This window comes from Escherichia sp. TW09308 (assembly GCF_000208565.1).
Classification (GTDB): domain Bacteria; phylum Pseudomonadota; class Gammaproteobacteria; order Enterobacterales; family Enterobacteriaceae; genus Escherichia; species Escherichia marmotae.
In genome coordinates this window covers 1,192,100-1,209,734 of the sequence record NZ_AEME01000001.1, presented here as the reverse complement: position 1 = coordinate 1,209,734, position 17,635 = coordinate 1,192,100, and the positions used below count along the sequence as shown (strand labels likewise).

The 17,635-nt window shown below is 50.6% G+C and carries 14 protein-coding genes; 9 read left to right on the top strand and 5 right to left on the bottom strand.

Annotated elements, in window-relative coordinates:
• Nucleotides 1-36 precede the first annotated feature (36 nt).
• Complete coding sequence (gene pyrD / locus ESM_RS0105850) at nucleotides 37-1,047, bottom strand: quinone-dependent dihydroorotate dehydrogenase (RefSeq protein WP_001516127.1); 1,011 nt, start codon at nucleotides 1,045-1,047, stop codon at nucleotides 37-39.
• A 236-nt stretch (nucleotides 1,048-1,283) separates the two neighbouring features.
• On the opposite strand from pyrD, the gene ssuE reads away from it, so the two are divergent.
• Genes ssuE through ssuB form a run of 5 tightly spaced genes read left to right on the top strand, consistent with a single transcriptional unit; the run spans nucleotide 1,284 to nucleotide 5,520 of the window.
• Nucleotides 1,284-1,859 (top strand): NADPH-dependent FMN reductase, encoded by a 576-nt coding sequence (gene ssuE, locus ESM_RS0105845; protein WP_001263951.1) that lies wholly within the window; start codon nucleotides 1,284-1,286, stop codon nucleotides 1,857-1,859.
• Nucleotides 1,852-2,811: a sulfonate ABC transporter substrate-binding protein gene (locus ESM_RS0105840; RefSeq protein WP_001244250.1), complete on the top strand. Its 960-nt coding sequence runs from the start codon at nucleotides 1,852-1,854 to the stop codon at nucleotides 2,809-2,811. Before ssuE ends, ESM_RS0105840 begins: the two co-directional genes overlap by 8 nt.
• Nucleotides 2,808-3,953 carry an FMNH2-dependent alkanesulfonate monooxygenase gene (gene ssuD, locus ESM_RS0105835; protein ID WP_000055823.1) on the top strand — a complete coding sequence of 382 codons (1,146 nt, stop codon included), beginning with the start codon at nucleotides 2,808-2,810 and terminating at the stop codon, nucleotides 3,951-3,953. Before ESM_RS0105840 ends, ssuD begins: the two co-directional genes overlap by 4 nt.
• A gap of 11 nt (nucleotides 3,954-3,964) precedes the next feature.
• Nucleotides 3,965-4,756, top strand: coding sequence for an aliphatic sulfonate ABC transporter permease SsuC (ssuC, locus tag ESM_RS0105830; protein WP_000235185.1), 792 nt, complete (start codon nucleotides 3,965-3,967; stop codon nucleotides 4,754-4,756).
• Nucleotides 4,753-5,520 carry an aliphatic sulfonates ABC transporter ATP-binding protein gene (gene ssuB, locus ESM_RS0105825; RefSeq protein WP_001090478.1) on the top strand — a complete coding sequence of 256 codons (768 nt, stop codon included), beginning with the start codon at nucleotides 4,753-4,755 and terminating at the stop codon, nucleotides 5,518-5,520. The genes ssuC and ssuB overlap by 4 nt, the downstream gene beginning before the upstream one ends.
• Nucleotides 5,521-5,625: 105 nt before the next feature.
• On the opposite strand, the gene pepN is transcribed toward ssuB, so the two are convergent.
• Nucleotides 5,626-8,238: an aminopeptidase N gene (gene pepN / locus ESM_RS0105820; protein WP_000193796.1), complete on the bottom strand. Its 2,613-nt coding sequence runs from the start codon at nucleotides 8,236-8,238 to the stop codon at nucleotides 5,626-5,628.
• 265 nt (nucleotides 8,239-8,503) lie between these two features.
• Between pepN and pncB the strand changes: the two genes are divergently transcribed.
• The 4 genes from pncB (at nucleotide 8,504) to aspC (ending at nucleotide 14,327) form a co-directional block, all read left to right on the top strand.
• Nucleotides 8,504-9,706 carry a nicotinate phosphoribosyltransferase gene (pncB, locus tag ESM_RS0105815; RefSeq protein ID WP_010376903.1) on the top strand — a complete coding sequence of 401 codons (1,203 nt, stop codon included), beginning with the start codon at nucleotides 8,504-8,506 and terminating at the stop codon, nucleotides 9,704-9,706.
• A gap of 169 nt (nucleotides 9,707-9,875) precedes the next feature.
• Complete coding sequence (gene asnS, locus ESM_RS0105810; RefSeq protein ID WP_000117892.1) at nucleotides 9,876-11,276, top strand: asparagine--tRNA ligase; 1,401 nt, start codon at nucleotides 9,876-9,878, stop codon at nucleotides 11,274-11,276.
• 602 nt (nucleotides 11,277-11,878) lie between these two features.
• Nucleotides 11,879-12,952 (top strand): porin OmpF, encoded by a 1,074-nt coding sequence (gene ompF, locus ESM_RS0105805; RefSeq protein ID WP_000977929.1) that lies wholly within the window; start codon nucleotides 11,879-11,881, stop codon nucleotides 12,950-12,952.
• Nucleotides 12,953-13,136: 184 nt separating this feature from the next.
• On the top strand, nucleotides 13,137-14,327 hold the full coding sequence (aspC, locus tag ESM_RS0105795; RefSeq protein WP_000462674.1) for an aspartate transaminase: 1,191 nt from the start codon (nucleotides 13,137-13,139) through the stop codon (nucleotides 14,325-14,327).
• 50 nt (nucleotides 14,328-14,377) lie between these two features.
• On the opposite strand, the gene gloC is transcribed toward aspC, so the two are convergent.
• From gloC to ldtD, 3 genes are all read right to left on the bottom strand, one after another.
• A complete protein-coding gene (gene gloC, locus ESM_RS0105790) occupies nucleotides 14,378-15,025 on the bottom strand; it encodes a hydroxyacylglutathione hydrolase GloC (RefSeq protein ID WP_001109447.1) in 648 nt (215 codons plus the stop codon).
• 26 nt (nucleotides 15,026-15,051) lie between these two features.
• The gene (locus ESM_RS0105785; RefSeq protein WP_001516120.1) at nucleotides 15,052-15,600 is read right to left on the bottom strand and encodes a YcbK family protein; all 549 of its coding nucleotides are present in this window, start codon (nucleotides 15,598-15,600) and stop codon (nucleotides 15,052-15,054) included.
• 181 nt (nucleotides 15,601-15,781) lie between these two features.
• Nucleotides 15,782-17,614 (bottom strand): L,D-transpeptidase, encoded by a 1,833-nt coding sequence (gene ldtD / locus ESM_RS0105780; protein ID WP_000925970.1) that lies wholly within the window; start codon nucleotides 17,612-17,614, stop codon nucleotides 15,782-15,784.
• Nucleotides 17,615-17,635 lie beyond the last annotated feature (21 nt).

Genomic DNA, 17,635 nt, shown 5'->3' with positions numbered 1-17,635 from the left:
CCTGATTATCTTATAAAGAGAAAATGAAAGAAATAATTAGATATGGGTAATGATTTCTTTAATCAGCGGCGGGCCTTTAAAAATAAAACCAGAATAAATTTGCACCAGTGATGCACCCGCAGCAATCTTCTCACGGGCGGCGATGACCGAGTCAATACCACCAACACCAATGATTGGTAAACGGCCGTTTAATTCCTGCGACAAGCGGCGAATAATTTCTGTACTCTTTAATTGTAACGGGCGACCACTTAATCCACCGGTTTGCTCGCAATTTTTCATTCCCTGAACTAAAGAACGATCGAGGGTGGTATTAGTCGCAATAACACCATCAATATTATGGCGAACCAAACTATCGGCCACCTGGATCAACTCCTCTTCAGAAAGATCCGGCGCGATCTTCACTGCAATTGGCACATATTTATGGTGGATCGCCTGTAAATCATTTTGCTTATTTTTAATTGCAGTTAATAAATCATCCAGTGCTTCGCCATATTGTAAAGTGCGTAATCCTGGGGTGTTTGGCGATGAAATATTGATGGCAATATATCCCGCATAGGCGTAGATTTTTTCCATACAAATCAGATAGTCATCTTTACCCTGCTCTACCGGCGTATCTTTATTTTTGCCGATGTTAATTCCCAGAACACCGTCATAATGGGCTTTTTTAACGTTCTCTACGAGATTATCAACGCCAAGGTTATTAAAGCCCATACGGTTGATCAAACCTTCCGCATCCACCAGGCGAAAGAGACGAGGCTTATCGTTTCCTGGCTGTGGACGCGGGGTGACAGTACCGATCTCGATCGATCCAAATCCCATTGCACCTAAAGCGTCAATACACTCCCCGTCTTTATCAAGACCGGCAGCCAGACCAAGCGGGTTTTTAAAGGTCAGTCCCATGCAGTTAACCGGTTTCGCTGGAACGTTCTGCCGAACAAGTGCTTCAAACGGCGTTCCGGTAATGCGGCGTAATTGCTGAAAAGTAAATTCATGAGCGCGCTCAGGATCGAGCTGGAAAAGGGCTTTACGAACGAAGGGGTAGTACATGAACTCTCCTGGATTCCCGGTGTGCAAACCGGGGGCGTATTATGTGCGAGTTCAGCCAAAAAGGGAATTGACCTGCGGCAATAAATAGCAAACGTTTTCTTATTGCGCCTTTTTTATGCTTTTTTTGGCTTTCCTTCACCAGATAAATCATTTCGACTCACCAGCTCCCTCTGTCAGACTGACCCAATTGTTATCAATGTTAACGAAATAAGAACAATTAGTTATAAGGAGAGAGTATGCGTGTCATTACCCTGGCTGGAAGTCCTCGCTTTCCTTCTCGCTCCAGTTCCTTACTGGAATATGCGCGAGAAAAGCTGAATAGCCTGGATGTGGAGGTTTATCACTGGAATCTGCAAAACTTCGCCCCGGAAGATTTGCTCTATGCACGTTTCGACAGCCCGGCCCTGAAAACTTTCACTGCACAACTGCAAGAGGCTGACGGGCTGATTGTCGCGACCCCCGTCTACAAAGCGGCTTATTCCGGGGCGTTAAAAACCCTTCTCGACCTGCTACCTGAACGCGCACTGCAAGGCAAAGTGGTTTTACCACTGGCAACAGGCGGCACAGTGGCTCATCTATTGGCGGTCGATTACGCACTCAAACCGGTACTAAGCGCTTTAAAAGCGCAGGAGATCCTGCACGGTGTGTTTGCCGATGACTCGCAGGTGATTGATTTCCAGCATAAACCGCAATTCACGCCGAATCTGCAATCCCGTCTTGATGTCGCACTCGAAGCCTTCTGGCAGGCGTTGCACCGTCGTGATGTCCAGGTTCTTGATCTTTTCTCTCTACGAGGAAACGCCCATGCGTAACATATTTAAACTGGCGCTGGCGGGATTACTTAGCGTCACTACGCTCGCGGTTGCTGCGGAGTCTTCGCCTGAAGCGTTACGGATAGGTTATCAGAAAGGCAGCATCAGCATGGTGCTGGCAAAAAGCCATCAACTCCTGGAAAAACGCTATCCGCAAACAAAAACTTCATGGGTGGAATTTCCTGCGGGTCCGCAGATGCTGGAAGCACTCAACATCGGCAGTATTGATCTTGGCAGCACGGGCGACATTCCACCTATCTTTGCCCAAGTTGCTGGTGCGGATTTGGTATACGTCGGTGTCGAGCCGCCAAAACCAAAAGCCGAAGTCATTCTGGTGCCAGAAAACAGTCCCATAAAAACCGTGGCTGAACTGAAGGGCCACAAAGTCGCATTTCAGAAAGGTTCCAGTTCGCACAACCTGTTACTACGCGCACTGCAACAGGCCGGGCTTAAATTCACCGATATCCAGCCCACTTACCTGACACCTGCTGATGCCCGCGCGGCCTTCCAGCAAGGTAACGTAGATGCCTGGGCCATCTGGGATCCTTACTACTCTGCTGCATTATTACAGGGTGGTGTGCGGGTATTAAAAGATGGTACTGGTCTGAATCAGACCGGGTCGTTTTATCTGGCGGCCCGCCCCTATGCAGAAAAAAACGGTGCCTTTATTCAGGGCGTACTGGAGACCTTTAGCCAGGCCGATGCGTTAACCCACAGCCAGCGCGAGCAAAGTATCACCTTGCTGGCAAAAACGATGGGCTTACCAGCACCGGTAATAGCCTCTTATCTTGGCCACCGTCCTCCCACCACCATCAAACCAGTGAGTGCCGAGGTTGCCGCTTTACAGCAACATACTGCCGACCTGTTTTATGAAAATCATCTGCTGCCGAAAAAAGTCGATATTCGCCAGCGCATCTGGCACCCCACTCAACTGGAAGGAAAACAATTATGAGTCTGAATATATTCTGGTTTTTACCTACGCACGGTGACGGTCATTATCTGGGAACGGAAACAGAGTCTCGTCCGGTTGATCACGGTTATCTGCAACAGATCGCGCAAGCGGCGGATCGTCTTGGCTATACCGGCGTGCTGATCCCTACGGGCCGTTCCTGCGAAGATGCGTGGCTGGTGGCGGCGTCGATGATCCCGGTTACGCAAAGGCTGAAGTTTCTTGTCGCCCTGCGCCCTGGTGTAACGTCACCTACCGTTGCCGCCCGCCAGGCCGCCACGCTCGACCGTCTGTCGAATGGCCGTGCGTTGTTTAACCTGGTAACAGGCAGCGATCCACAAGAACTGGCGGGAGACGGCGTGTTCCTCGACCACAGCGAGCGTTACGAAGCCTCGGCGGAATTTACTCAGGTCTGGCGACGTTTATTGCAGGGAGAAACTGTCGATTTCAACGGTAAGCATATTCATGTGCGCGGGGCAAAACTACTCTTTGCACCGATTCAACAACCGTATCCTCCGCTTTACTTTGGCGGATCGTCAGACGTCGCCCAGGATCTGGCCGCAGAACAAGTTGATCTTTATCTCACCTGGGGCGAACCGCCAGCACTGGTAAAAGAGAAGATCGAGCAAGTGCGGGCAAAAGCGGCCGCACATGGTCGCAAAATTCGTTTCGGTATTCGCCTCCATGTGATTGTCCGCGAAACCAACGACGAAGCGTGGCAGGCCGCAGAACGGTTAATCTCCCATCTTGATGATGACACCATCGCCAGAGCACAGGCTGCATTTGCCCGCACGGATTCCGTGGGGCAACAGCGAATGGCTGCGTTACATAACGGCAAGCGCGACAACCTGGAGATCAGCCCCAATTTATGGGCAGGCGTTGGTCTGGTACGCGGCGGTGCGGGGACGGCGCTGGTAGGCGATGGTCCGACAGTCGCCGCACGAATCAACGAATACGCCGCGCTTGGCATCGACAGTTTTGTCCTCTCAGGATATCCACATCTGGAAGAAGCGTATCGGGTTGGCGAATTACTGTTCCCACATCTGGATGTTGCCATTCCACAGATTCCCCAACCACAGCCATTGAACCTGCAAGGCGAAGCGGTAGCGAATGAGTTCATCCCACGTAATGTCGCGCAAAGCTAAGGAAGAAAATGATGGCAACGCCAGTGAAGAAGTGGTTATTGCGCGTTGCCCCCTGGTTTTTACCGGTGGGCATCGTGGCGGTGTGGCAACTGGCCTCCTCGGTTGGCTGGCTGTCGACGCGTATTTTGCCCTCTCCGGAAGGAGTGGTGGCCGCGTTCTGGACGCTCTCGGCCAGCGGTGAGCTGTGGCAGCATCTGGCGATCAGCTCCTGGCGGGCGCTGATTGGTTTTTCGATTGGCGGATCGCTGGGGTTGATTCTGGGATTGATTAGCGGCCTGTCGCGCTGGGGAGAACGGTTGCTGGACAGCTCAATTCAAATGTTGCGCAACGTGCCGCATCTGGCGCTGATCCCGCTGGTGATTTTGTGGTTTGGCATTGATGAGTCTGCAAAAATTTTCCTGGTAGCGCTCGGCACGCTGTTCCCCATTTATATCAATACCTGGCACGGCATCCGTAATATCGATCGCGGGCTGGTGGAGATGGCGCGTAGCTATGGCTTATCCGGCTTGCCGCTGTTTGTGCATGTGATCCTGCCTGGTGCCCTGCCCTCAATTATGGTCGGTGTGCGTTTTGCGTTGGGCCTGATGTGGCTGACGCTGATTGTTGCCGAAACCATCTCTGCCAATTCTGGCATTGGTTATCTGGCGATGAATGCGCGGGAGTTTCTGCAAACGGATGTCGTCGTCGTCGCCATTATTCTCTACGCCCTGCTCGGCAAACTTGCTGACATTAGCGCCCAATTGCTAGAGCGTCTCTGGTTGCGCTGGAACCCGGCTTATCATCTGAAGGAGGCCACGGCATGAATACTGCCCGTCTGAACCAGGGTACACCACTGCTACTTAATGCGGTGAGCAAACATTACGCAGAAAATATCGTGCTGAATCAACTGGATTTGCATATTCCGGCAGGTCAGTTTGTGGCTGTTGTTGGTCGTAGCGGCGGCGGTAAAAGTACTCTGCTGCGTCTGCTGGCGGGGCTGGAAACACCAACCGCAGGTGATGTACTGGCGGGTATAACACCGCTGGCCGAGATTCAGGATGATACGCGGATGATGTTTCAGGATGCGCGTCTGCTGCCATGGAAATCGGTGATTGATAACGTTGGGTTAGGTCTTAAAGGCCAATGGCGCGATGCGGCGCATCAGGCACTGGCTGCGGTAGGGCTGGAAAATCGTGCCGGGGAATGGCCTGCCGCACTTTCTGGCGGGCAGAAACAGCGTGTGGCGCTGGCAAGAGCGTTGATTCATCGTCCGGGTTTATTGTTGCTCGATGAGCCGCTGGGCGCACTGGACGCCTTAACGCGACTGGAGATGCAGGATTTAATTGTGTCACTTTGGCAGGAGCACGGCTTTACCGTCTTGCTGGTGACGCATGATGTGAGCGAAGCGGTAGCGATGGCTGACCGGGTGCTGTTGATTGAAGAGGGAAAGATTGGCCTGGATTTGACGGTGGATATTCCTCGCCCGCGCCGATTAGGGTCGGTACGGTTAGCGGAACTGGAAGCGGAAGTGTTACAGCGGGTGATGCAGCGAGGGCATTCTGAACAACCAATTCGGCGTCATGGTTAACATGCCAGATGCGGCGTGAACGCCTTATCAGCCTACAAAACCAACAATTCCAACGGGTTTGCAGGCCTGATAAGACGCGCCAGCGTCGCATCAGGCACTTTTGTATTAAGCCAGTGCTTTGGTGATCTTCTCGTAAAGATCGCCAGAGAGATTATCCAACCCTTTCAATTGTTCCAGCGCCGCACGCATTTTCTCCTGACGTTTGGCATCGTAACGTTTCAGGCGAATCAGCGGCTCAATCAAACGTGAAGCCACCTGCGGATTACGGCGGTTCAGATCGGTGAGCATTTCCACCAGGAACTGGTAACCACTGCCATCTTCAGCATGGAACGCTGCCAGGTTGCTGCCTGCAAACGCACCAATCAACGAACGAATACGGTTCGGGTTGCTCATGGTGAATGAGCGATGCTGTAACAGACCACGCACCGTCTCCAGCACATTCGCCGCTGGACTGGTGGCTTGCAGGATAAACCATTTATCCATCACCAGACCGTCCTGATGCCACCTGTCGTCGTACTCCTGCATCAACGCGTCACGGCACGGTAACTGCGCAGCAACCGCCGCCGAAAGTGCCGCCAGCGAATCGGTCATATTGTTCGCTTTATGGAACTGCTTACTCACTAACACGTCAGCCAGATGCGTTTCACCAAAGGCGAGGAAGCGCAGGCAGGCATTACGCAGAGTACGTTTCGCAATGTCTTCATGTTCAACACGATACTCACTCTGGTGATTGGCGTTATAGATAGCCAACAATTCATCCGCCAGTTCAGTCGCCAGTGTACGGGTGAGTGCTTCGCGAACTTCGGCAATGGCAATCGGATCGATGATATCGAATAGTTCCGCCATTTCATTGACAGAAGGCAGTGTCAGGATTTCTGCCGCCAGCGCCGGGTCGATCTTCTCATCGAGCAGCACAGCGCGGAAAGCATCTGCAACATGTGCTGGCAGCGATAACGGCTGCCCTTGTTGATGGCGAGCGACATTCAGTTTGATGTACGTTGCCAGCAGACTTTGCGCCGCATCCCAGCGGGAAAAATCATTGCGCGCATGACGCATCAGGAAGGTCAGTTGCTGATCGCTCCATTTATATTCCAGTTTCACCGGCGCGGAAAATTCACACAGCAGCGCAGGCACCGGCTGGAAGTAGACGTTATCAAAAACAAAAGTCTGTTCCGCCTGGGTGACATTCAGCACTGAATTGACCGGATGACCGTCCTTCTGCAACGGGATTACTTTGCCCTCGTTGTCATACAACTCAATAGCAAACGGAATATGCAGCGGCAGTTTTTCTGCCTGATCTGGCGTAGCTGGCGTGCGCTGACTGATGGTCAGGGTGTACTGCTCAGTTTCTGGATCGTAGTCGTCTTTAACAGTCACAATCGGCGTGCCGGACTGGCTGTACCAACGGCGGAAATGAGAGAGATCGACATTTGACGCATCTTCCATCGCCTGGACGAAATCGTCACAGGTTGCCGCACTGCCATCATGACGCTCGAAATAGAGCTGCATCCCTTTCTGGAAATTTTCTTCGCCCAGCAGGGTGTGGATCATTCGAATCACTTCTGCGCCCTTCTCGTAAACGGTCAGGGTATAGAAGTTGTTCATCTCAATGACCATGTCCGGGCGGATTGGGTGAGCCATTGGGCTGGCGTCTTCCGCAAACTGCAACCCGCGCATGGTGCGCACATTGTTGATGCGATTAACGGCGCGGGAACCCAGGTCAGAGCTGAACTCCTGATCGCGGAACACGGTTAAACCTTCTTTCAGGCTAAGCTGGAACCAGTCGCGGCAAGTCACACGGTTACCGGTCCAGTTGTGGAAATATTCATGGCCAATAACGCGTTCAATGTCGAGATAATCTTTGTCGGTAGCGGTGTCGGTGCGCGCCAGTACATATTTGGAGTTAAAGATGTTAAGACCTTTATTCTCCATTGCGCCCATGTTGAAGAAGTCCACGGCAACGATCATATAAATATCAAGGTCATACTCCAGACCAAAGCGCTCTTCATCCCACTTCATGGAATTTTTCAGCGAGGTCATCGCCCACGGCGCGCGGTCAAGGTTGCCGCGATCGACATACAACTCCAGCGCCACTTCACGGCCAGAACGCGTGGTGAAGGTGTCGCGTAGCACATCAAAATCGCCTGCCACCAGCGCAAACAGATAGCACGGTTTCGGGAACGGGTCCTGCCACTGTACCCAGTGACGTCCGTTTTCCAACTCACCTTGCGCAACGCGGTTACCGTTAGAAAGCAGGAACGGGTATTTGGTTTTATCGGCAATAATTTTAGTCGTAAAACGCGCCAGCACGTCCGGGCGATCGAGATAGTACGTAATGTGGCGGAAACCTTCGGCTTCACACTGGGTGCAAAGCGCATCGCCTGACTGGTAAAGCCCTTCCAGTGCAGTGTTGGACGCAGGGCTAATTTCATTAACGATCTTGAGCGTAAAACGCTCCGGTAAATTACTGATGACCAGTGCGCCCTCTTCTTCTTTCCAGGCGGACCACGGCTCATCATTAATATGAATAGAGACCAGTTTAAGATCTTCGCCGTCAAGACGAAGTGGAGCATCTGATGCACCATGACGGACAGCCTGGCTGATCGCGGTAACCACCGTCTTTTGCGCGTCCAGGTCAAAGGTCAAGTCAATATCAGTAATCTGGTAATCCGGCGCACGATAATCGTGACGGTATTTGGCTTGTGGCTGTTGAGTCATAAATAACCTTTAGCATCTTTTATAGAGTCAGGTGTTCAGTCTATTCCTGTTGTATAAATCTCGCTACGCAGAATCTTCATCTTTTCAGGTACAAACGCTTTTATTGCTACATTTTTATAACATACAGAGCGCAACGCCATCGACCATAAACGTGGCATATGGTGTGATCGGGGTTCAATAAATTGCGAAACAAGGTATACTCCAGCAGTTCCTGAAGATGTTTATTGTACTAAACGCTCCCGTACGAGGACGCTACTGCGCACCTATGACACAATTCGCTTCTCCTGTTCTGCACTCGCTGCTGGATACAGATGCTTATAAGTTGCATATGCAGCAAGCCGTGTTTCATCACTATTATGATGTGCATGTCGCGGCGGAGTTTCGTTGCCGAGGTGACGATCTGCTGGGTATTTATGCCGATGCTATTCGTGAACAGGTCCAGGCGATGCAGCGTCTGCGCCTGCAGGATGATGAATATCAATGGCTCTCTGCCCTGCCTTTTTTTAAGGCTGACTACCTCAACTGGTTGCGCGAGTTCCGCTTTAACCCGGAACAGGTCACCGTCACCAACGATAACGGCAAGCTGGATATTCGTTTAAGCGGTCCGTGGCGTGAAGTCATCCTCTGGGAAGTTCCTTTGCTGGCGGTCATCAGTGAACTGGTACATCGCTACCGCTCACCGCAGGCCGACGTTGCGCAAGCCCTCGATACGCTGGAAAGCAAATTAGTCGACTTCTCGGCGTTAACTGCCGATCTCGATATGTCGCGCTTCCATCTGATGGATTTCGGCACCCGCCGACGTTTTTCCCGCGAAGTCCAGGAAACCATCGTTCAACGTTTGCAACAAGAATCCTGGTTCGTTGGCACCAGTAACTACGATCTGGCGCGTCGGCTTTCCCTCACGCCAATGGGAACTCAGGCTCACGAATGGTTCCAGGCGCATCAACAAATCAGCCCGGATCTTGCCAACAGCCAACGTGCCGCACTTGCCGCATGGCTCAATGAATATCCCGATCAACTGGGAATTGCATTAACCGATTGCATTACTATGGACGCATTCTTGCGTGATTTCGGCGTGGAATTTGCCAGCCGCTATCAGGGGCTGCGTCATGACTCTGGCGACCCGGTAGAATGGGGCGAAAAAGCCATCGCACATTATGAGAAGCTGGGAATCAACCCTCAGAGCAAAACGCTGGTTTTCTCTGACAATCTGGATTTACGCAAAGCGGTCGAGCTTTATCGCCACTTCTCTTCCCGTGTGCAATTAAGTTTTGGTATAGGTACACGCCTGACCTGCGATATCCCCCAAGTCAAGCCACTGAATATTGTGATTAAGCTGGTGGAGTGTAACGGTAAACCTGTGGCGAAACTTTCTGACAGTCCTGGCAAAACAATCTGCCACGACAAGGCGTTTGTTCGCGCACTTCGTAAAGCGTTCGACCTTCCGCACATTAAAAAAGCCAGTTAATATCATCAGGGAGCCATAACGGCTCCCTTTTTTACCTTTAATTCCGAAATCTTTCGCTGCATCTGCGAATTCTGCTTGTCTGATTGCGGATGCCAGGTAACATAGGTATCCCCCCATTTCACGGGTGGACAAGTGTTTATTTTTTCCGACTATTAACAGAGAGAATATTATGAGCGTTGTGCCTGTAGCCGACGTACTCCAGGGCCGCGTAGCCGTTGACAGCGAAGTCACCGTACGCGGATGGGTACGTACCCGCCGAGATTCAAAAGCTGGCATCTCCTTCCTCGCCGTTTATGACGGTTCCTGCTTTGATCCTGTACAGGCTGTCATCAATAATTCTCTGCCCAATTACAATGAAGACGTACTGCGTCTGACCACCGGTTGCTCGGTCATTGTGACGGGTAAAGTCGTGGCGTCGCCGGGCCAGGGGCAACAATTTGAAATTCAGGCCAGCAATGTTGAAGTCGCTGGTTGGGTTGAAGATCCAGACACTTACCCGATGGCAGCAAAACGCCACAGCATTGAGTATCTGCGTGAAGTCGCTCACCTGCGTCCACGTACCAACCTGATTGGTGCCGTTGCGCGCGTTCGCCACACGCTGGCGCAGGCACTGCATCGATTCTTTAACGAACAAGGTTTCTTCTGGGTTTCTACACCGCTGATCACCGCATCCGATACCGAAGGCGCTGGCGAAATGTTCCGTGTTTCAACACTGGATCTGGAAAACCTGCCACGTAACGATCAGGGCAAAGTTGATTTCGACAAAGATTTCTTCGGTAAAGAGTCGTTCCTGACCGTATCAGGCCAGTTAAACGGCGAGACTTATGCCTGTGCGCTGTCTAAAATTTATACCTTCGGCCCGACTTTCCGTGCAGAAAACTCCAACACCAGCCGTCACCTGGCGGAATTCTGGATGCTGGAGCCGGAAGTCGCGTTTGCTAACCTGAACGATATCGCCGGCCTGGCAGAAGCCATGCTGAAATACGTCTTTAAAGCGGTTCTCGAAGAACGTGCTGACGATATGAAATTCTTCGCTGAACGCGTGGATAAAGATGCAGTTTCACGTCTGGAGCGTTTCATTGAGGCAGACTTCGCGCAGGTGGATTATACCGACGCGGTAACCATCCTCGAAAACTGCGGTAAGAAATTTGAAAACCCGGTTTACTGGGGTGTGGATCTCTCTTCCGAGCATGAACGTTACCTGGCAGAAGAACACTTTAAAGCGCCGGTAGTCGTGAAAAACTATCCGAAAGACATTAAAGCGTTCTACATGCGCCTTAACGAAGACGGTAAAACCGTTGCAGCAATGGACGTTCTGGCTCCGGGTATCGGTGAGATCATTGGTGGTTCCCAGCGTGAAGAGCGTCTGGACGTTCTGGACGAACGTATGCTGGAGATGGGCCTGAATAAAGAAGATTACTGGTGGTATCGCGATCTGCGTCGCTACGGTACTGTTCCACATTCCGGTTTTGGTCTTGGTTTTGAACGCCTGATCGCCTACGTGACTGGCGTTCAAAACGTGCGTGACGTAATTCCGTTCCCACGCACTCCACGTAACGCCAGTTTCTAATTTAACTTTTCCGAGAGCCAGCACCCGCTGGCTCTTTTTTATCCCCTTCTGTCAAGTTATCTGTTTGTTAAGTCAATCAATCTAATTGCAACCCTGCCAAAGCAATCTTCCTGTTACGGAATGTTTCTTTGCAACATTTGCGAACAAAAAATAACCCATAGCCTTATTGCGGATTAGTCATTTCTTATCTGATAGCACAATTTTTATACTTATTATTGGCTTTCTGGATGGCTGAAAGTGTATTAGAGAGAAGTCACAGAGAGAAATCATCAGAAAGAAAATTTCTGTTTAGTTAGATTTAATATAAGTAAATCATATACATATATAAGATCCGCCATAAATATCATTAAATCCTGGTGGAAATATGACGGTGTTCACAAAGTTCCTTAAAATTAATACTTGGTTACACATTTTTTCTTTTTGTAACTATATCTTTATCTTTGTAGCACTTTCACGGTAGCGAAACGTTAGTTTGAATGGAAAGATGCCTGCAGATACATAAAGACACCAAACTTTCATCAATAGCTCCGTAAATATTTATTGACGAAACTTATTGACGGCAGTGGCAGGTGTCATAAAAAAAACCATGAGGGTAATAAATAATGATGAAGCGCAACATTCTGGCAGTGATCGTCCCTGCTCTGTTAGTAGCAGGAACTGCAAACGCTGCAGAAATCTATAACAAAGATGGCAACAAAGTAGATCTGTACGGTAAAGCTGTCGGTCTGCACTATTTTTCCAAGGGTAACGGTGAAAACAGTTACGGTGGCAATGGCGATATGACCTATGCCCGTCTTGGTTTTAAAGGGGAAACTCAAATCAATTCTGATCTGACCGGTTACGGTCAGTGGGAATACAACTTCCAGGGTAACAACTCTGAGGGTTCTGATGCCCAAAATGGCAACAAAACCCGTCTGGCGTTCGCTGGTCTGAAATTTGCTGATGCTGGCTCAATCGATTACGGTCGTAACTATGGTGTTGTTTATGACGCACTGGGTTACACCGATATGCTGCCGGAATTTGGTGGTGACACTGCATACAGCGATGACTTCTTCGTTGGTCGTGTTGGCGGCGTTGCAACTTACCGTAACTCCAACTTCTTTGGTCTGGTTGACGGCCTGAACTTCGCTGTTCAGTACCTGGGTAAAAACGAACGCGACACCGCACGTCGTTCTAACGGCGACGGTGTTGGCGGCTCCATCAGCTACGAATTCGAAGGCTTTGGTATCGTTGGTGCTTATGGTGCTGCTGACCGTACAAACTTGCAGGAAGCCCAGCCTCTCGGCCAGGGTAAAAAAGCTGAACAGTGGGCTACTGGCCTGAAGTACGATGCGAACAACATCTACCTGGCAGCAAACTACGGTGAAACCCGTAACGCTACGCCGATCACCGGCGGCTTTGCTAACAAAACGCAAGATATCCTGTTAGTTGCACAATACCAGTTTGACTTCGGTCTGCGTCCGTCCATCGCTTACACCAAATCTAAAGCGAAAGACGTAGAAGGTGGTATCGGTGATGTTGATCTGGTGAACTATGTTGAAGTGGGCGCAACCTACTACTTCAACAAAAACATGTCTACCTATGTTGACTACATCATCAACCAGATCGATTCTGACAACAAACTGGGCGTAGGTTCTGACGACACAGTTGCTGTGGGTATCGTTTACCAGTTCTAATAGCAGACCTCTTTGTTAAATGCCGAAAAAACAGGACTTTGGTCCTGTTTTTTTTATGCCTTCCAGAGCAATCTCACGTCTTGCAAAAACAGCCGGCGTTTTCATCAGTAATAGTTGGAATTTTGTAAATCTCCCGTTACCCTGATAGCGGACTTCCCTTCTGTAACCATAATGGAACCTCGTCATGTTTGAGAACATTACCGCCGCTCCTGCCGACCCGATTCTGGGCCTGGCCGATCTGTTTCGTGCCGATGAACGTCCCGGCAAAATTAACCTCGGGATTGGTGTCTATAAAGATGAGACGGGCAAAACCCCGGTACTGACCAGCGTTAAAAAGGCTGAACAGTATCTGCTCGAAAATGAAACCACCAAAAACTACCTCGGCATTGACGGTATTCCTGAATTTGGTCGTTGCACCCAGGAACTGCTGTTTGGTAAAGGTAGCGCCCTAATCAACGACAAACGCGCCCGCACAGCTCAGACCCCTGGTGGTACTGGTGCGTTACGCGTGGCTGCCGATTTCCTGGCAAAAAATACCGACGTTAAGCGTGTGTGGGTGAGCAACCCTAGCTGGCCGAACCATAAGAGCGTCTTTAACTCTGCAGGTCTGGAAGTACGTGAATACGCTTATTACGACGCGGAAAAACATACTCTGGACTTCGACGCCCTGATTAACAGTCTGAACGAAGCCCAGGCTGGCGACGTGGTGCTGTTCCACGGTTGCTGCCATAACCCAACCGGCATTGATCCTACACTGGAGCAATGGCAAACGCTGGCGCAGCTTTCCGTTGAGAAAGGCTGGTTACCGCTGTTTGACTTTGCTTACCAGGGTTTTGCTCGCGGTCTGGAAGAAGATGCTGAAGGTCTGCGCGTTTTCGCAGCTCTGCATAAAGAACTGATCGTCGCCAGTTCCTACTCTAAAAACTTTGGTCTGTACAACGAGCGTGTAGGCGCATGTACGCTGGTTGCTGCGGACAGTGAAACCGTGGATCGCGCATTCAGCCAGATGAAAGCGGCGATTCGTGCGAACTATTCTAACCCACCCGCGCACGGAGCTTCGGTTGTTGCCACTATCCTGAGTAATGATGCGTTACGTGCTATCTGGGAACAAGAGCTGACTGATATGCGTCAGCGTATTCAGCGTATGCGTCAATTGTTCGTTAATACGCTGCAGGAAAAAGGCGCAAACCGCGACTTTAGTTTCATTATCAAACAAAACGGCATGTTCTCTTTTAGCGGTCTGACTAAAGAACAGGTACTGCGTCTGCGTGAAGAGTTTGGCGTGTATGCTGTGGCTTCCGGTCGTGTGAACGTAGCCGGGATGACGCCAGACAACATGGCTCCGCTGTGCGAAGCGATTGTGGCTGTACTGTAAGCATTAAAACCAATGAAGCCCGCTGTGAAAGCGGGCTTTTTTATGCGCCTTTACCAGACGGGAATTTCGTCTTGCAGGAAGGGGTTATGCAACCGTTCATAGCCGAGGGTGGATAACGGCCCGTGCCCTGGAATAAACGTCACATCATCGCCAAGCGGCAGCAGTTTATCTTTGATAGAGGAGATCAGTTGATTATGGTCGCCACGTGGGAAGTCACTGCGCCCTACTCCACCTTTGAAAATGACGTCGCCAGAAATCAGCAGTTTTGACTGATTATCAAAAAAGACCACATGGCCCGGTGTATGCCCTGGGCAATGTAACACCTGTAAAGTCACATTCCCTATGCTGATCGTGTCGCCTTCATTCAGCCAACGATCCGGCGTCAGTGGCTGACACTCATCCAGGCCAAACATGCGGCTTTGCGCAGGCAAGCCTTGCAGCCAGAACTCATCTTCCTTTTCCGGACCAAGTACTGGCACGCCGTAATGTTTTGCCAGTTCCGCCGCTGCACCAACGTGATCCAGATGGCCATGTGTCAGTAGGATCTGCATCAGCGTCAGGCCGCTGGCATCAACTTCCTGTTTAATTTTTTCCGCATCACCGCCAGGATCAACCAGTGCTGCCAGGCGAGTTTGTTCACACCAGATCAATGAGCAGTTCTGGGAGAATGCAGTGACCGGAATAATACGATAATTCATACTGCCCCTGTTTCGTTAAGCGATTGCTACCAGTGCCGTGCAGGTCCGGTATCAATATGCACAAAGTTACTACGTGGGTAATATCCTACACCACCTGCGCGCATAGATAACGCGGCTTTGCGAATATTGCTTAACGCGACGCCTTCAATATGGAAATCCATCGCCTGGCCTTTGGTGTGATAGCTTTTCTTCGCTACTCCACGGCTGTGTGCGCGTAATTCATTATTGGTGTCGATAGAACGGTAACCAGAAATTAACTGTACCGGCTTGCGAGTACCTAACAGGCCTTGCAGGCGATACAACTGGTCGAATAATCCTGGATCGATGGACTTTATTTTGTTCGCGCGGAAATCGCGGAAAAAATGGTTTAGTTTTGCCAATTCTTCCTGAATATAGCCTCTGCCATCGAAAAACTCCGCTTTAATTGACTCTCCAGTATGGAGATTGTTGAGTGTCAAAATACGCGGGCGTGGGGTGGAGAGTGTCGCAAACGCAGGGGTCGGCAAGATGGCAGCACCAAGTGCAACGCCACCAAGCGCCAGTAGTTTGCGGCGATTAGCGTCGAATTTGTCCATGGTAATCAAGTCTACAGGTCAATGTTATCGTTTATATGCACTTCTGGCGCACAAGAGTGCACCTTAACCGCCCATAAAGCTAACGTCAAGGTGACTCAACCCCAGCAGTGATGGGGGCTACCAGGAATAGCCCCCAATCATGCCAATTATTACGACAACTGATTTCCCCGAACTACTTCATTTACCTGATTAATTGTTCCGCTTTCGATACAATTTGCGAGCTGGATCGCGCAGGCAGATCATAATTGTAAATATCTGTACGATATTGAGTACGCCCATCTGCGCCGACAAATGCTGTCAGGTAGTAGAGATTAACCGGGATAGACTGACGGATATTGACGTAACGGGTATCTCCCTGCTTCAGAGCATCGGAAATACGCTTGTCATTCCAGCCTGCATCCTGCAACAGCATGTTTGCCAGATCGGATGCCTTATTCACCCTCACACAGCCAGAGCTCAACGCACGCGTATCACGCTTGAACAGATTGTGATTAGGCGTGTCATGTAAGTAGATAGCGTCTGAACTCGGCATATTAAATTTATACCGTCCTAGCGAATTTCGTGGGCCTGGAGCTTGCTGAAAGCGGAACGGTAAATTCGACGCGGTAATCGTCGACCAGTCAACCTGCCACGGGTCAATTGCTTCTTTGCTGTTCCAGCCACGCATCACCGTATAGCCATGGCTTTCCAGATAGCCCGGATCATTACGCACTTTCGGCAGAATATCTTTGCGTGCCAGCGTCGGCGGTACGTTCCACGGCGGATTCACTACCACATTGTTTAAGGCACTGCTCATCATTGGTGTTTTGCGGTCAGGACGGCCGACAATCACCCGCGAGTCCAGCACCTGATTACCGTTCTGGTAATAGACCAAAGAATAGGCCGGTATATTGACCATGATGCCGGTAGAAAGCTCCGCAGGCAGCAAACGTAAACGCTGGATGTTGAGCGCCAACACACCTGCACGCTGTGCAGGTGTCACATTGAGCCAATCACGTGTGGCTGGACCAATAGCACCATCTGCCCCCAATCCTTGCCATGCCTGAAAACGTTTAACCGCTTCAACAAGCTCATTATCGTAGGCGGCACGTACAGTTGGCTTAGGTTTACTAAGAAACTTTGTTTGCTTTTCCGCAGTTTCGACGGCAACGGCAGATGGGCTAACGACTGCATCAGCGGGTGTTTCATCGCCAGGCAGCGTAATTTTCGGCCCACCATCGAGCATACCTGTGCGCTGCAATATTTCGCGCAGTGCTGGTACGTCATTACTCCACTGGCCAGGACGCAACGTTGCTTTACCGGTTAGTTGTGGCCACGGTTTGGTATCACTGAGCAAGGTCAGTAAAGATTCATGCATCGCGGCATATTGCGGATGCTGCGGTGCCAGTCCTGCAACAAACGTTGGCAATTGGCCATTATTTAGCGCCACCTGCCATTGGTTAATGACCGAGAGCGGTGGTGTTGAGAGTGCATAAGGTTTACTGCTGTATAGCCAGCGCGTGCCTTTGACCGGAATGTTAGCAACGAAATGAAGGTAACCCAGCATTGCATCCGACAACACTACGTCACGTGCCAAACCGTTAACGCCTGGGTCAGTCAGTAACTCTACCCATTTATTAAACTGCGGCTGAAAACCGGCAATCGCCACTTCCGCCAGTTGCTGCTGGAAAGCTTTAACCGCATCACGGTTTTCCCACATCGGCTGCATATCACGTGCGGCATACAGCAGTTGAAGCTGGTTAAGATAAACCGGCTTATAACCTGCGGGTAATTGAGATTCGATTTGTGTGCGAGCGTTTTCCGCCGCACCCTCTGGTAGCGGTTGGATCCCCGCCATAATTGCCGTCGCTTGCGCTTGCGGCAGTACATCTCCCTGTTCGCTGACAGCCACCGGGCTGTCGCCAGGGATTACTTCAGGCTCATCAGCCTGCACACTGAACAGTGGAGCGAATGTTACGGCCAGACAAAAACTTATTGCCGAAAGCCGACGACCACACATCATGTTAAGCAACATCCCTTGCCCCCTGTTTTTATC

Bases quoted from the DNA above. Each gene is read 5' to 3' on its own strand.
- pyrD (WP_001516127.1), bottom strand. From the start codon at position 1,047: ATGTACTACCCCTTCGTTCGTAAAGCCCTTTTCCAGCTCGATCCTGAG.
- ompF (WP_000977929.1), top strand. From the start codon at position 11,879: ATGATGAAGCGCAACATTCTGGCAGTGATCGTCCCTGCTCTGTTAGTA.
- gloC (WP_001109447.1), bottom strand. From the start codon at position 15,025: ATGAATTATCGTATTATTCCGGTCACTGCATTCTCCCAGAACTGCTCA.
- ESM_RS0105840 (WP_001244250.1), top strand. From the start codon at position 1,852: ATGCGTAACATATTTAAACTGGCGCTGGCGGGATTACTTAGCGTCACT.
- asnS (WP_000117892.1), top strand. From the start codon at position 9,876: ATGAGCGTTGTGCCTGTAGCCGACGTACTCCAGGGCCGCGTAGCCGTT.
- ESM_RS0105785 (WP_001516120.1), bottom strand. From the start codon at position 15,600: ATGGACAAATTCGACGCTAATCGCCGCAAACTACTGGCGCTTGGTGGC.
- pepN (WP_000193796.1), bottom strand. From the start codon at position 8,238: ATGACTCAACAGCCACAAGCCAAATACCGTCACGATTATCGTGCGCCG.
- ssuD (WP_000055823.1), top strand. From the start codon at position 2,808: ATGAGTCTGAATATATTCTGGTTTTTACCTACGCACGGTGACGGTCAT.
- ssuC (WP_000235185.1), top strand. From the start codon at position 3,965: ATGGCAACGCCAGTGAAGAAGTGGTTATTGCGCGTTGCCCCCTGGTTT.
- ldtD (WP_000925970.1), bottom strand. From the start codon at position 17,614: ATGTTGCTTAACATGATGTGTGGTCGTCGGCTTTCGGCAATAAGTTTT.
- pncB (WP_010376903.1), top strand. From the start codon at position 8,504: ATGACACAATTCGCTTCTCCTGTTCTGCACTCGCTGCTGGATACAGAT.
- aspC (WP_000462674.1), top strand. From the start codon at position 13,137: ATGTTTGAGAACATTACCGCCGCTCCTGCCGACCCGATTCTGGGCCTG.
- ssuE (WP_001263951.1), top strand. From the start codon at position 1,284: ATGCGTGTCATTACCCTGGCTGGAAGTCCTCGCTTTCCTTCTCGCTCC.
- ssuB (WP_001090478.1), top strand. From the start codon at position 4,753: ATGAATACTGCCCGTCTGAACCAGGGTACACCACTGCTACTTAATGCG.